The sequence below is a fragment of the Komagataeibacter sp. NFXK3 genome, from assembly GCF_054182245.1.
In genome coordinates, this window is record NZ_JAPIVJ010000014.1 from 30,598 (window position 1) to 45,258 (window position 14,661).

The following is a 14,661-nucleotide window of genomic DNA, read 5'->3' on the forward strand; positions in this document are numbered from 1 at the left end:
TGATATGATCCTGTCATGTCATGACCGGTTGGGGATCGGCATCAAGCCATTCCCTGACAAGCGCCGGGTAGATGTCGGTGGGTCCGTTATGGAGACGGCCCAGGGGGAGGAGCCGGATGCCGTCCATCAGGGCGGTCGCGCTTTCATTGATCTGCGGGTCCGCCCGGTTCGCCATCAGCAGGGCAGTCGCCAGCAGTCGGGGAGAGGTTGTCTCCAGCCGCCGCCGGGCTTCGGCCGTCCGCGCGTGCAGAGCGCGGAGCACAGCGAGAGCGCTTTTGCATTGCGCAGGCATCATCGCGGTATCCGACCCTGACGCGATCGCGTCCATTGCACGATGCCAGACGGCATCCTGTCCGTTTGGCCCGTTGCCGAGCGTCTGCATGAGGGTCTGATGCGCGCAGCGGGTCAGGGTCATGATGCGGGTCTGTGGCAGTTTCGGCCACCATATCAGGACGGCTTCGCGTTCAATGGCCGGACGGGTCGGATCCTGCAGGATGTTGCATAAGGCGCAGACAGGCCCGGGTCCGTCACCGCGCCATGGAAACCTGCGACCAGGCGTTATCAGGCCGCAGCAGGCGCATGTGAAAAGGCCCGGCTCACCCATTTCCCCGGCGCCTGGCGCTGACGGATCCCATGGGCGCGGCAGCAGCCGGAAAGACTGTGTGAGACGGGCCATTGCGATCGGGTTCCTAGCCGCCGCTCGTGAACTGATAGGCCTGAGCCTGCGTACCAACGGTTGCCGAGCCACCGGACGCGGTGTTGGCAGCCTTGTTGATCCACTGCGGACCCGTTGCGAAAAGACCGCACAGCACGATGCCGGCGATTGCCATACCGACCTTTCCGGGCGAACGGTTCTGTTCGTTGCGGCTCTGCCAGGCCGCCCATACGCCGCCGATGAAGCAGATGAAGGCAGCGACATACATGCATGCAGCAGCGACAAAGCCGCCCGCTGTCAGCCCCTCCTGGGCGGTGGCCTGCATCTGGGCCCCGATACCGTTTGCGCTGCCGGTTGCGGATTGGGCCAGCGCGTGGCTGGCAATGAGGATCGGGACGGCCAATGTGCCAAGTGCCATGACGGCACGCTGTCTGTATCCGGCCCGTTGTGTCACCAGACGCGTCAGTCGCGCCGCGCTGGTGATGCCTGTGCGAGAGAGGTTCATGGTCGAGGGCTCCGTTGAAAGAGGGATCATGTCCCCCGAATCATTGTTCTGTCGGCAACATGCGACTTCGAACGCTTTCTTTGCGGACAGGACCTAGCCGGACGTTGTCCAGTGGCTCAGGATCCAGGTTGCTTCCTTGACGGGATTGAGGAGGATCACGCCGAAAACGAACTGGATGAGGCAACTGAGTTTTGAGCGGTTTGTTTTTCCGGTCGCCGACGCGTTCCACGCAACGACTGCCATGAACGCCGCCCAGGCGCCGAACATTTCGAAGAACAGGGCGAAATCACTGACGATTGACAGGATGGCATCCTCTGGGCCAGTCCCGGAAATGACGCTTCCCGTCGCGGCATCCGTATAGCCGGTGACAGAAGCTCCCAGCGAAACCTGCGTATCGAGACCGGCAGAGGTGGTGGACTTGGTGAGTATCCTGTCAAAGGTGGCAAAGACGCCAGAGAGGACAATCCCGATCCAGGGCACCCAGGGGCGCCCGACGAACGGGTTCTGGGGCTGGCGCTGCTGCCATAATCCCCATGCCCCGGTCAGGAAGGCAATCCACGCTGCAATATAGCAGGCCATTGGCAGCAGCCAGGCCATGGCGAGAGCGAGATCGTTGACGAGGTTGACCAGACCTTGCACGTCGATGTGTCCTTGCCTTACTGGATGATGCCGCGTTCAGCCTGGATCACCCACATCGTGCCGCGTTGGGAGATGGCGCGCACACGACCATATCCGCGGAGATCGGTGCCGATTTCGATTTCGGACTGCGGCGGTTGCCCGACCGGCGCAGCGTCGTCCTGCACCATGGCAAGCTGGGGAGATGCGGCAAGTATCCGGTAGTGGGGCGTCCATGTCGGGGGCGGAGCAGGAGGCGTCGGGCGCATTTTCGCTGTCCGGGACGCTGGAGATTGCGGCGGCGTTGGTGCTGGCTGCGGCTCGGCCGCCGCTGCTTCCAGGGCTGCCCGTGCCTTGTCGGCTGCGGCACGTGTGGCGGCCGGTCCATCTGACGGGGGCGCTTCGGCGTCGGCCACGGCTCGTTTCGCTTCGAGGAGCGACATCCGGCGGTTGAGATCCGAAGCCTTTGCCGTATCTGCGATACGCAGTCGGTCAAGATCCTGCCGGAGTGCTGCGATCTCGCTACGGGTCCGCTGCACCAGTGCTGCTTCTTCCGTCACAAGCTTCAGCACCTGCAACTGGTCATCCGATGTCATGGGAGCCGCTTGCAGGCGGGTCGCTTTCTGGACCGCATCGTCCGTCGGAACAGCGTTTTCGATGCCGATATCGTGTCTCTGCGCAGGCGTGTTCTCGGTCGGCATAGTTGCCGGTGTTGGGACGGCGGGATGGGGCGGCTTTTTCATAGCAAGGAGTGCCTTGAGATCCTCATCTGTAGCCGAGACCTGAGGTGCCGGGGGTGATGGCAATGATGTAGGTGAGTGCCCCGGCGCTGGAGACGCTTTGGGGCCTGATGGTAGCGGGGCGGAAATCATTCCGACTTCCTGGCCCAGGGGAGACGCCTGCCTCTTTGCTATGCCCATCACGAGGAAGAGGGAGAGCAGACTGCTGACGGCAGTACCCGCGATGATGACCTGCCTGCGGCGCGGAAGCGCCCTGAAAAGGGCCATTGCATGTGGAACGGGTCGGTTCCTGTCAGGTGCTGCTGTCACAGGTTGCGGGTGAGGGGAGGGAGGCTCGGCAATTATGTCCGCCTCGGGCGAAGGGTCAGGCTCGGGCGTCGTGGCCAGCTTGCGAAACGGAACAGGTTCAGTGCCGCGATCCGCGCTGAACGGATCCCGGGACGTCGTTGCGGTTGCGGTCATGGTGAATGCTGCCTTCTGGTAGAGAGTGCAGAATTCGCCAATATCATGCGACCGGTGCTCGAAAACTTACTTCTTCATGACGACGTCCGACATGAAGATCACGCCAACACTGACCTGAGCGGCAAGATTTACGCGCGGCTGGGTCGGCATCTGCTGCATGAGCGCGCTGTTGACCTGCGAGGCCGCTGCACCGGCCGCCACGCCCAGTTGTTGCGGAAAATTCAGTGACTGGACGTAGTTGACGTTGCCGAGGGCTCCGATCGAACCGGTCGTGTTCGACGTCATCTCGATCGCCTGCCCGAGCCCCTGGACAAAGGCGGCTGCGGCGGGAAGAACAAAGCGCTCAACGTATAGCTGGTCAACGCTTGAGGCCACCGCAGCTTCCATGGTGTCCGGCGCAACCACCATACCTTCGACCTGGATCGGGGTCGGATCATTCTTATGGAAGACCTGATCAACACGGACAACCAGCCTGTTCAGATGTCCCCCGGCCCTTCTGACGGATGCTTTCATCCTGTCGCCAGCGAGTGGACCTGAATCAGCTTCCAGGATGATTTCTCCCCCGAGATCGCTGTTGGTTGCTGAAACCGTATGGGCGTAAATCCCCCGCCCGGCAGGAACAAGGACGCGGGAGAGGGCCGTCTGGGAATTTGCTGTCGCCGCCGAAGTTATTGAAGGGGAGACCACCGGTTTTTTTGTCTGCTCCCTTCCGGTTTCCGTCTTTTCATACAGGACATTTGTGACCGGAAAGCGTCCATCAAGACGGCCCGCGAGATCCATGATCGCATGTCTGTATGCGGTGATGGCGTCCTTCTGGAGCTGCGGGTCACGTGGCAAGGCGGCGCGGAAGGCTGCATCCGTTTGCACGGGTACGACGGGAACGCTTGGCACGACCTCAGGCGCATGCGGGGCTGGCGCCGCAGTGGCCTTGGCCATCGCCGGGTTGACGTCCGCCCCGACCTCCTGAGCGACCGGGGGCGGGGGAAGCTTGTCGTCGGGATGGGTGGGCGTGCCCGGTGCAATATCGGGTGAATACGATTGTCCCGCAGTCTGTGCCCGACCAGCCTCGTCGCGGATCTGATCTTCGCGGAGTTCCTGCTGACGCGGATTGGAATTCAGGCCGCCGGGCAGGGGGTTGGCGGCAGGCGGCCTGCCGGGGTCCGAGCGTGGAAGCTCCTTACGGTGGATGGTGGAGATGAGTAGCGTGACGCCAAGAACGGTGCCGATACTCCCAAGGATTGCGAGCAGACGCCGGTTTCCGCCCCGCGACGCATCACTGAACAGCTGGTTGAATCTGGGTTTCATCACTGTGCGTCCCTGATATGGGCCGAGACCGTCCGTCCCGCGTCGGAGAGAAGGACAACGGGAGACTCATGGAAGGCATAGAGCGTGTATCCCCCTTCACCGTGCTCCATGCTGTCCGATGAAGGCGTCATGAGGTGAAGGCGCGTGCGAAGATAGACCTCGTTTCCAATCCGCCATGCGCGCACGTCATCGGGTGAAATACCCTCGACGGCCAGCGGAATGGCTGACGCTGGTGGGATGCCGCTTAGCATGGCGTTCATGTAGGGCTCGCCTGTCGCAGGCACTCCGGGGCGGCTGTCGACCGGCTCCCGGGCATTGGGTCCTCCCTCGGACATGCGAACGGTCAGGTTGTCATCGTAGGATCCACGCCCCGCGATCAGCAGGAAGGAGACCGGCTTTGGCGCGTTCTGAAGCGTTACGAGCAGTCCACCTCTGGGCTGGAGCGACATCGGTTCGATATTGATGGTATTGGAACCCTTGAAGGGGACGCAGGTATAGAAACCTGTTGTCTCAACCGCAGGATTCCCGGCTGATGCGCCGCTTTTGCCGGAAGCACAGTTCGTGCTGCCGTCCGGGTTGGCGGAATTGCCAGATGTATTCCATGCGATCGGCCAGGGCTGTCCCGTGCTGTCCACGAAGGACAATGCGGTCGGATAGCCTTTTGTCGTAAAGATCAGGCTTGTCTGCTGACCAGGCGCAAAGGAGACACGGATCGCCGGGCGCGCATTAGGGGTCGCGAATTCCGTGCCGACCTGCTCCGTGGCACGACGCACGTCTTTCAGGCGTTCCCCCAGCCGAAGGATTTCTTCGGGCGTGAAAGGAATGGCCTCATGCTCGGCCTCACCTTCGGCTGCCGTATCGGGATCGTCTGCAGGTGTCGTTGCCGCAGGTCCGGGCTGTGATGGCTGCTGTGCGAGTGCCGCAAGTGGCAGGATGGACAGGGTCAGCGGAAAGAGAGAAAGAATTCGCACGGCTGTCACTCCCTCCCCGACGAGACGACAAGCTGTTCGATGGCCAGCCCATCAGGGTGATCCAGGTCCTCCACGCGATCAATCGTCACGGTTGCCATCAGCATTTGCGTATTCTGCTGGTTGACGTTTTCGCAGGTCTGGATGAAAGGAAACTGTATTACGTAGCGCGAGTGTCCCTGCACGACTGTCTCGGCGCGTACGGTCGCGGCCCGTGTCGGCTGCGCATAACAGAGCAGTTTTGCATCTCTGAGTTTCGCCAGATTCCCCTGCGTAATGAAAGACTTTGCAAAGGTGTTCCATCCGTTGAGCGTGTAGTGAGCGCCCGCGGTGTTCATCTGGGTTGGAAAATCACGATAGTTGATGTTGTAGGGTGCGATCGCCCATTTGACGGCCCAGCCGAGAAGCTGGTCCTGGCCAAGTACCGGACTGGTGAGCGCCACGGCCGGTCGGGGAGCATTCTGGCCGTCAACGTAGAAATAGAGGGGTGTGGGCGGGTGTGCACGGATATAGGCGTCGTGCGCCGCGAAAACGATGACCACGCCCGCCAGTGCGATGTTGAGCAGCAGTGATCTGTCTACAACAATCCCCTGAAAGTCGGGGTCGGTAAGCCGCCTGGTTACTGCGGAATTAAACAGCCGCATGGCGCGCCTCCCTTACGGGGGCATGAAAAAAGGTGATCATCACTCTACTCTCATTTCCCGACGGTGATGAGAGCAGGCTGGAAGTCTATCTTGCGACCAGCACGTTTTTTCTTTGATGGTTCCCGCTACTACTCAGGCGGCTATGCCATGCGTGGCGGCAATGCTGCGGCGGTATCGTCTGCTGACCCGGTCACCACCCTTGCGGGTGGTCCAGAAAAAGCATCCGCTCTTGCAGAGGCATTCCCGCCGGATGTAGTGGTGTTCGCCGATATAATATTCGGCCCTCGCGTGAATGAACCAGGGCATTTTGGCGCCGCGTCGTGGCGGAAGCTGCTCCCAGCAGCTTTGGGATTTCAGCGCGCTTTCCGAAATAAGAAAGTCCCGTGCAATTTCACGCGGGTTCTGAAATGCAAAATGGCGGTAGGCGATTTCAATGTTGGCGGCCTCGTGCCACCGCACCTTGTCTCCGCCCTTATGTCCTGTGAGGGTCAGCCTGCTGAGGCTGTTCCTGACAAGCCATGTCCGTCCCCGTCGGGCTTCGGGTGGAAGCAGCGAAGCCTGTTCCCATGTGAGGACAACTGCGGGATCTGCGGGAATGGCGCTCCGCTTTTCGGCAAGTATGGTCTCCGCCTGTATTTTTGAGAGTCTGATGCGCGGTGGCAGGCCAAGCTGCTTTCTTTTTGCACGCACGCTCCCGGCCGAGCGGCCAAGCATCTCGGCTATGTCGGCGGTTTTATCACCGCAGAGCCAGCGTTGGCCGAGAATGAGTAGCTCGGTCCTTGTCCATGCTCCCCTGCGTGCAGGCGCTTCATAAAAAACATTCCGGGGTCGGTCGGCCCATTGCGCGACTGACTCCTTCACCTCCTGCACTGTCAGGGTGAGCATTGTCGCCACAAGGACCTCGTCGCGCAGCCTGGCATAGAGGGCGCGTGTCATTTCTGGCGTGGGATAGGTCTGAAGCCATGTAAACAGACCGTGTTTTATGACCTGGCCGAACGATGCTGACTTCATGGCGGTATGCCCTCGTCATCGCGTTTTCGGGATAGGCTGCGTGTTTTGGGAATAATATCTCTTAATCGTTATATAACCGTCAAGAAATAAATAGCGCAGAACGCGCTAATATGATTCCAGACGCGGTTTCCGGTCCGCGTTGGTGATCCGCCGGGCCACATCACCTGGAATGGACAGCCCAAGGCATATGGCCTGCCATAAGAAAGGAGACCTCTTTCCTGACAGTCTCCATACCTTCATCACCCGGTCAGTGGCTTGCGATATCGTCGAGGTGACCAATAATGGACTCGAGATCAGCGAGGGCTTCGAGTTGTGATTGCGCGGACATTGCCCACGCGGTCATGTCCAGGGAACGCAAAAGGTCTGCGTCGTCATGTATTCCCGGGATCAGGTAATAAACGGAGACGGCCAGTCCTTCGGCGATGCGATAAACCGTTTCAAGGCTCGGATTTCTGAGCCCTGCTTCGATCAGGCTCAGGCTGGTCAGGGAAACATGTGATTTATGGGCGATCTGGCTCGCTGTTGCCCCCTGAAGCGTCCTGAATATCTGAATCCTGCGGCCAAATATCTCAAGGAGGTCCTGCCGTTCCCCCGAGGTGAAGGCGACACTGTGTGAATAATGATCGATCGGCAATCTGGCCGGTATTTCCGGCAGGTTAAACGTCTTTGAAATATTTCCAATAATGTCGCGTAATTTCTGGATTGCCAGATTGTAGTCCGAACACTGCCTCATGGTCTTTTTCAGCTGCGTGGCGGATGCCACGAGATCCAGATGGGCAAACCATGTACCTTCCGGTGCGCCTTGCGGAAGAATATCGCGCGGATCTATCTTAAATACCCGTAGCAGCGCCGATAATGTTTCCAGGGAGACCGGACGACCTGCTTCGATGCTCCGTATGACCGATACATTCAACCGTGCCAGTTTGGCGAGGTGTACCTGCGTCCAGTCAAGCGCAGTTCGCCTGTCATAAATGATTTTCCCGATGTCTCTATATAATTGGCCGGATGCAAATAAAGCCTCGGCTTGCATCTTGCCATTGTCATGGGACATTTTCGTTTACTCTCACGGCGGGCGTTTTCCTCAGCAAAAGAAACTTCCAACATCCAGAAGATATCGACTGGTCACGTCCTGACAGGGGATCACGCGTGACGGAACGTCATGATAGTCGAGTTGGAGCCCGCAAAAAAGGTGTCTGAGGTCGCAAAGGCCGCTGCTCTGGTCAGGAGAGCTTGATGGAGACACTCATATGCCTGTTATGCCTGCCGTGGTTATGGCGCTGGCCTCTGGTCCCATATCTGTCACACCTGCCGCGTTTCATCTTGTCCAGACAACTTCTCCGGACACTCCGTCCCAGCCGGCGTTGATGGGGACAACCGGCGGGGAAGCCTTACCATCACCGGGAGACGCTGGGCAGGAAGGTCCGGGCGCATTGGCTGATACTGGTGTGGATCCTCGAACATCCGGGAATGTTCCAGCCCGTCGGTATTTCCATATCGCCAGCGGTTATGGAAAGCAGGTCCCACTTGGTTTCGCCGTGCGTCAGATCGTTCCGCATGGGGTGCGTGTGGTGTTCGCGGCGGACGTGGACACCAGCGTTCCTGTTGACTGGCAGGGCGGCCGGGAATGGAACAAGGTTCTGGCGACCACGGTAGCCCAGGCGGGTGACGTCATTGATGTTGGTCATAATAAAGTCGCGGTCCGACGTCGAATTCGCTGACTGGTCGCATGATGGCCCGACACCTTCGTCGTAATCTCCCGAGGAAGGTTCCATGAACAAGCCCTCATCCGTCCTGAAATCCGGACATCCTTCCCCGATGCCCAATGTCGCCCTTGCGCTGGATGCGCTCGGCGAGATCTGGCGCATCAGGGGCGGAGAGGACGTCATCGCGATGTTGGACAATGATATGACAGCGAGGTCGGCCTGGCACGCCATCCTCTCTGGTGTCGCGCCGCATGAATGGCCTGATCTGGTCAGCTCCCTTGACGCGCTGATCCCCTATCTGCGCGGCCGCAGGGACCTGTTGTCGGCGGACAGCCCTTTTGGACGGGGCGTGATTTCGGAAAGCAGGCGCCAGGCGCTTCATCGCCTTCTTGCTCCGGAAAGGATTGCCCTGCTGGAGGCTGTGACGCGTCCGGCCACACGTCAGGAGGCCGCATGATCGATCTGCGCTTCCGTGTCCTGTTGTCAGTGGCTGCCGCTCTTGTATCGATACAGGGGCATGCGCAGACCACGTCATCAGGCGCCTCTGGCGCCACGACATCGACGGGAAGCGTCGGCTGCGCCGCCCTGACCCAGGCGGCGGCAACAGCCGTAAACGAACGCGTCCAGGCCAACGACGCCTATGAAAAGCAGCCGGATAGCGTCAACGGCCTGTCCTGCCTGAGCAATTTTTTCAACGGCACCGGATTGAATCTCATCACGAACGGCCTTGACCCCGCGGCCCTGCTGCAGGCCGTCGAGGGCCAGATAGGTGGCCAGGTCTGTCAGGCAGCACAGGCCGCATGGGGGAACGCCATGGGGTCGACCCAATGTGGACTCAGTCTGTCAGGCGTTAACCTGGGGCTTGGTTTTGGCTCGAGTAGCGGACTCATGTGCCCGAGCCTGAGTTTCGGTGGTGGTGGTCCGCCAATTGCGACCGCCATTGCGGGGACGTCGAGCGGTACGACTGACCTGTATATCAACGGATCTCCCCAGCTTCCGACCGGATACAGCCTGAGCAATCTCGTGGACGGAGTGTTCTGATGCGCAGGCTGCAGATGGTTGCCATTGGTGCCGCTTCGTGCGTCTGCGTGCTGGCAGTCACGCCGCGTCCGGCATATGCGCTTTTCAGTGACGCCGCGGTCGTTGCAGCGATCAAGCTTCTTCAGGCGTTCACGGGCAGCGCCCTCGATACGATGACGAAAAACCTGACAACCAGCATCGATTCAAACCTCAGTAGCCTTACAAACCCCAATTCCGTGGCGTCTCTCCTGACGAAGGGCTTCACGCAGGTTGCCAATTACGCAAAAGCCCAGGTTGGTGCCCAGTCGCAACTCATGGATGCCCAGGACGCGGCGATGGCCGGTTTTCTACGGCGCCAGCAGGAAACCGGAATCCGGGACGAGCATATGATGAACCCGGAATTCTGCGCGGGCCTTGACGCCCAGCAGTCCACCGTGGCCGCGTCCAAAGCGGCGCGCTCTGCGGTGTACGCCATTGCGACCGTGAGCGATCCCCGCGGTGAGGCAGGCCAGGGCACGCCCTCCTATTACGGCAAGTCGCAGGGCACGGATGCGAACATGTCCCTGCACCTCAAGCGCTACTGTTCATCCGACGACGTGGCGCAGGGGCTCTGCTCTTCCGTGTCCCGGCTGCCGAACGCCGACCAGCGTGCCGCCAGTCTGTTCGGCGCCGATACCCTGTCCGCGGATGGCGCAGTGGATGCAGCCAATGATTATGCGACCACGCTCATCCAGCCGGTAGCGCCGGCGGCCCTGCGTGGCGAGCAGCTGTCCAGCCTTCGGGGACGTGAAGCCGCAACCCGGCGCCGGTCATACAACAGTCGTATGTCTCTTGCGCGCTGGGTCACGGGCTACGTCACATCTCTTGGCGTGCCGTCCGTCACGCTGACGCGTGACCAGAAGGCCGAAATGACGGCTGAGGGGCTCACACCGCTCGACAAGGCGTCGTGGCTGCAGGCCATGGCGCTGGAAGTCAATCGCAGGGTTTCCAGCGTAAGCTGGAACGCCTCGCTCCAGGCAATGCCTCCCGCGTCCGTCATGCGCGAGGTCGCCACCGAAATGGCGCAGGCCAATTACCTGGCACTCCAGAACTACCGCCTCAGTCTCTATCTGGCGACCATGGGGGCTACCCGGGTCGCACAGGAAGAAGAGGTCGCCTTCAAGGACGGCCTCACCCCGATGCCGTCTCCCACGATCAACCCATAAGAGGTCCGTCATGTCTGAGGCCCAGCAGAAAACCGGCGATATCGAGGATGTGCTGAAAACCCTCGATCGCGTGCAGTCCGAATACAGAAAGCAGGCGCCCGGGCAGGCCGCCGCATATGACCGGCTGCGGCAGGAATCCCGTGAGCCTGACGTCCAGAATGATCCCGGGTTCCGTACGCGCGTCGCATACGCCGTGCAGGATGTAGAGCGCCTTTTGGGACCGACGCTGAACGATGACCATCCGCTTCATGCGGAGATGACGGAGCGCGCTGCGCATTACCCGGGTCTGAACGAACCTGTGGTCGCTGCGATGATGCGTGAAACGCATCGCCTTCAGCAGCCGGAAGTAAACGCGATCCGGACACTTGCTAGCGAACTGGTTGAAGGACATCAGGATCCGGACCACCCGGATATCGCGCACACAATCGATAGCCTGAGGGCGACCATCTTTCCCGAACCAGGGCGCCAGCCAGCGCCAGGTCATGACCATGCTGCCGGGTCTGCGCACGATGAGAAAGGTCAGGCGGACAAAACCCGTGGAATGGCGTCGCCGGGGGAGGGCGCTCCGCCAGGACCGGAGCAGTCGGCCAGCAGCCAACCCGGACAGACCCATACGATGGATCCTCAGAAGGATTTTCAAGAGAAACAGACAGGTTCGGCAAAAGATGCGCCGGAAAGCCGATCGACGATGGATGGCAACGGCACAAAGGAAAAGGCGGCAGCGAACACACGGGAAACGAACGCGGCGGCCAAGGATCAGGAGGACGTCAAGGTTATTCGCGGTGGGGGCTTTGCCCGCCTTGCGGAAGCGATTGCCTCGCGCATTGATAGCCAGCCTGCGAACCCGGCATCATCGTGGATGGAAAAGGCCGTCGATTTCAGTACCCGGCTGCACACCGCGCGTGACGAAAAGAGCCTGGAGGCGACCGAACGTCTGGGAAAGCAGGCGGTGGAGGCCCTGCGTGACCTCAGGGAGCGGCCAGCTTCCTCCATCATGGCGGCGATTTCAGATGCAGGAAAGGGTGATCCTGACGGTGTTGCCGGTGTGTTGTCGGAGATGAAGGCTGGCGGCCGATATGCCGATCTGCATAGCCAGTTTGTGACGGAGAAACAGAATAACCAGGCGTTTGCGGCGCAACTGGAGAATGTCACTAGCAGGCTCGAAGCCTACGGAAAAGGAAGGGAAACCGCCGAGGCAACAGGCCAGCGCATGGGAATGTCTGGCAGCGTGACGCAGCGCTTCACCCAGATCGATGCCGAGATTGGCAGGACCGCGGCCGAAGTGCCCGGAAAAAAAGAAGGGGCCAGTGCGCTGGAAGATGTGAGCGAGAAGGTCCGCGAGATGATGCACAAGGCTGTGACTGCGGTCACGGATTTCATGACGCGGATGAATCCTGGTCCCGCCGCCAGTCCTGCGCCGTGACTGTGCTGCTGGAGGACAAACCATGACGCCCTTTCGTCGCCCTGTATTCGCCATCCTGCCGCTCCTGTTTCTGTCGGCTCTTACCGTGTCCGCTGCAGCGCAGACGGTCGTCGCGACCGGTTCGGGAGATGCAGCGAACAGTACAGGCTATAACGTGACATGGGACCTGCTCGATCCTGGCAGTGACTGGGCGGCGCAGGTCATCAGATCCGTATTCCCGGTATTCGGGCAGGATACGAACGCACCCAGCATCGGCAACGAGGCGACGGTCATAGGAACCATGATCGGATGGTTTTCCGGGTTTGTCATGGCATTTGCCATGGCGGTCGTAAGTTACATTTACTTCATGAACATCCACCGGGGTGCAGAAACAGCGCAACTCCTGGGTAACAACCAGACCAGCATGTCGATTGTGCGGATCGGGATTGCGGCCATCCTGATGTGGCCGCTTCCGACAACCGGCTTCAATGCGGCGCAGGCCGTTGTCGTGCAGGGCTCGCTCTGGGGCATCGGCATGGCGAAAGTCGTCTACGACAAGGCGAAGCAGGCGATCGGACCAGACGGCAAGGTCATCGCACAGCCCCTCATCCCCGGCACAAAGGGGATTGTGACCGGTCTCGTAAAAAATGAGTTCTGCCGGGCCATTATTAATATTGCTGCGAACAACACGAACCTGATTGCGGCTCCCACCGGGCAGACTGTCCTGTCCGTGACCGGCGGGAAGATGGGAATCATCAACTATTCTTACAATATGGCAGCTGGCGCAGGAGACGGGACACCAGTTTGCGGGGCCGTAAGTCTGCAGGCGCCCAACACTGACGCGGTGAATCTGGCCGGTTTTCAGGTCGATCAGGCGGGTATGCAAAAACAGGTCCTTGATTCCGTGATCCTTGGCGACATTCGCAGCCAGGTTGCGCAGGTGGCCCAGAATTACTGGCAGACGAAAACGACAGCGTCGCTGGCCCCACTCATGACCATCATCGTCAATGCCACCAACGATTATGCGTCGCGTCTCACGACGCAGGCGGCACAACTGCGGTCTAAGCTTCAGGACACGGTCAATAATCAGACGCTCGCGCTTCACCAATGGGGGATTTCGACGAACGGAGATGCGGTCAACACCAGCAACCAGATGGATAATCTCGGGTGGACTGGCGCAGGAGCCTACTATCTCGAATTCGCGCGCCTCAATGGCCAGACCCTGTCTCTCATGACCGCAACGCCAACCATCACTACGCCATCCTATTCCGGTCTCGGAAACTATCTTGCCTCGGACATTGCGCCTCTTGTGCAGTCTGCGGACACCTTTATGGAAAACATCGACAGCATGGTTGCGACGCAGGATGGCGTGACCGCGCCAGGCGGGAATGCTGACCTGTACACAGGCGCGATACCGGGTGGAGACGGTGCAGGTGTGCTCGACCAGCTGTTCCGCGCCCTGCACCTGAACGATTACGCCCTGCAGATCGTGACCGGATTTATCGAGCCGTCCGGTACGAACGGCTACTGGACGGATCCGTTTGGCAATCTCATGTCACTTGGCAACTGGATGATCACGACCTCCCTTCTCACCATGGGCACTGCGTCGGTTCTTTCTTCTACGGCCGGCACCGTCGGTATTGGCGTGCTGTCGCTTCTGAGCGGAAATCCTGAAGGTGCCGTTGCGGCAGGGGCCGGGCACGCACTGATGCACTTTTTTGGCGCGCCGATTATCGGCGGCTGTTTCGCCATGCTTATGCCAGGCCTCACCATCGCCTATGTCATCCCGATGATCCCGTTTGTCATGTGGATGTTTGCCGTGGCTGGATGGTTCATCATGGTCTGTGAGTCCGTGATTGCAGCGCCTCTGTGGATGCTCGCGCATATGACCATGAACGGGGAGGGGCTGCACGGTCATGCAAAACAGGGTTATGCCCTTCTGTTCAATGTCATCTTCCGACCGGTACTGATGCTGTTCGGGCTTTTCCTTGGATATTTTATATTTGATTCAGTGTCGTGGCTGATCCACATGTGTTTCGGCATTGCGGCCGGACTGGTGCTGTCAAACGGCTGGATTGTGAGCAACTTCCTCGGCATGATTGTTCTGGTCAGCCTGTTTGTCATGATTCACGTCACCTTGGCGTTCATTTCGTTCAGGATGATCTCGATCCTGCCCCAGCGGGTTCCCGCCATGATCGGATTTGGTGACGTGGACCGGGTTGATATCGACCAGTTCAGCCGGGATGCCGCCGTTGTCGGTATGGCGGGCACGTTGCTCTCGATTCAGCAGTCTCTGGCAGGAAATAAAGCAGATAATCAGAATGGGCCGGGACAAGGCAACGGTGGCATATCTTCTGGTGCTCGGGCCCTGATAAGTGATACAACAATGAAAAAGAGCGTCTGACTTTAGGGTCAGGAGGAACTGA

General features: G+C 59.8%; 15 protein-coding genes. 6 read left to right on the plus strand and 9 right to left on the minus strand.

Going from position 1 to position 14,661, the window contains the following annotated elements:
* Positions 1-13 precede the first annotated feature (13 nt).
* The 9 genes from OQZ28_RS13770 to OQZ28_RS13810 all read right to left on the minus strand — a co-directional run bounded on the left by OQZ28_RS13770 (position 14) and on the right by OQZ28_RS13810 (position 7,956).
* Positions 14-415, minus strand: a complete 402-nt coding sequence (locus OQZ28_RS13770; RefSeq protein ID WP_242407767.1) for a hypothetical protein — start codon at positions 413-415, stop codon at positions 14-16.
* A gap of 274 nt (positions 416-689) precedes the next feature.
* A complete protein-coding gene (locus OQZ28_RS13775; protein WP_010515534.1) occupies positions 690-1,160 on the minus strand; it encodes a hypothetical protein in 471 nt (156 codons plus the stop codon).
* Positions 1,161-1,253: 93 nt separating this feature from the next.
* The gene (locus OQZ28_RS13780; protein ID WP_010515535.1) at positions 1,254-1,799 is read right to left on the minus strand and encodes a hypothetical protein; all 546 of its coding nucleotides are present in this window, start codon (positions 1,797-1,799) and stop codon (positions 1,254-1,256) included.
* A 17-nt stretch (positions 1,800-1,816) separates the two neighbouring features.
* Complete coding sequence (locus tag OQZ28_RS13785) at positions 1,817-2,518, minus strand: hypothetical protein (RefSeq protein WP_254511742.1); 702 nt, start codon at positions 2,516-2,518, stop codon at positions 1,817-1,819.
* Positions 2,519-3,043: 525 nt separating this feature from the next.
* Positions 3,044-4,282 carry a DotG/IcmE/VirB10 family type IV secretion system protein gene (locus OQZ28_RS13790; protein WP_217420055.1) on the minus strand — a complete coding sequence of 413 codons (1,239 nt, stop codon included), beginning with the start codon at positions 4,280-4,282 and terminating at the stop codon, positions 3,044-3,046.
* The gene (locus tag OQZ28_RS13795) at positions 4,282-5,262 is read right to left on the minus strand and encodes a DotH/IcmK family type IV secretion protein (protein ID WP_217420056.1); all 981 of its coding nucleotides are present in this window, start codon (positions 5,260-5,262) and stop codon (positions 4,282-4,284) included. Before OQZ28_RS13795 ends, OQZ28_RS13790 begins: the two co-directional genes overlap by 1 nt.
* The gene (locus OQZ28_RS13800) at positions 5,259-5,894 is read right to left on the minus strand and encodes a DotI/IcmL/TraM family protein (protein WP_010515538.1); all 636 of its coding nucleotides are present in this window, start codon (positions 5,892-5,894) and stop codon (positions 5,259-5,261) included. The genes OQZ28_RS13795 and OQZ28_RS13800 overlap by 4 nt, the downstream gene beginning before the upstream one ends.
* A 132-nt stretch (positions 5,895-6,026) precedes the next feature.
* Entirely contained in the window at positions 6,027-6,905 is an 879-nt protein-coding gene (locus OQZ28_RS13805; RefSeq protein WP_217420057.1) for a hypothetical protein, read from the minus strand.
* Between the two features lie 247 nt (positions 6,906-7,152).
* Positions 7,153-7,956: a helix-turn-helix domain-containing protein gene (locus tag OQZ28_RS13810; RefSeq protein ID WP_053323850.1), complete on the minus strand. Its 804-nt coding sequence runs from the start codon at positions 7,954-7,956 to the stop codon at positions 7,153-7,155.
* 379 nt (positions 7,957-8,335) lie between these two features.
* Here OQZ28_RS13810 and OQZ28_RS13815 point away from each other — a divergent pair, with 379 nt between their 5' ends.
* Genes OQZ28_RS13815 through OQZ28_RS13840 form a run of 6 tightly spaced genes read left to right on the plus strand, consistent with a single transcriptional unit; the run spans position 8,336 to position 14,639 of the window.
* Entirely contained in the window at positions 8,336-8,623 is a 288-nt protein-coding gene (locus OQZ28_RS13815; RefSeq protein WP_232275836.1) for a hypothetical protein, read from the plus strand.
* Between the two features lie 52 nt (positions 8,624-8,675).
* On the plus strand, positions 8,676-9,065 hold the full coding sequence (locus OQZ28_RS13820) for a hypothetical protein (protein ID WP_235450579.1): 390 nt from the start codon (positions 8,676-8,678) through the stop codon (positions 9,063-9,065).
* A complete protein-coding gene (locus OQZ28_RS13825) occupies positions 9,062-9,649 on the plus strand; it encodes a hypothetical protein (protein WP_019086208.1) in 588 nt (195 codons plus the stop codon). Before OQZ28_RS13820 ends, OQZ28_RS13825 begins: the two co-directional genes overlap by 4 nt.
* Positions 9,649-10,833: a hypothetical protein gene (locus OQZ28_RS13830; RefSeq protein WP_053323846.1), complete on the plus strand. Its 1,185-nt coding sequence runs from the start codon at positions 9,649-9,651 to the stop codon at positions 10,831-10,833. Before OQZ28_RS13825 ends, OQZ28_RS13830 begins: the two co-directional genes overlap by 1 nt.
* 10 nt (positions 10,834-10,843) lie before the next feature.
* Positions 10,844-12,256 carry a hypothetical protein gene (locus OQZ28_RS13835; protein WP_217420058.1) on the plus strand — a complete coding sequence of 471 codons (1,413 nt, stop codon included), beginning with the start codon at positions 10,844-10,846 and terminating at the stop codon, positions 12,254-12,256.
* Positions 12,257-12,278: 22 nt separating this feature from the next.
* Entirely contained in the window at positions 12,279-14,639 is a 2,361-nt protein-coding gene (locus tag OQZ28_RS13840; RefSeq protein WP_217420059.1) for a DotA/TraY family protein, read from the plus strand.
* Positions 14,640-14,661: the final 22 nt, after the last annotated feature.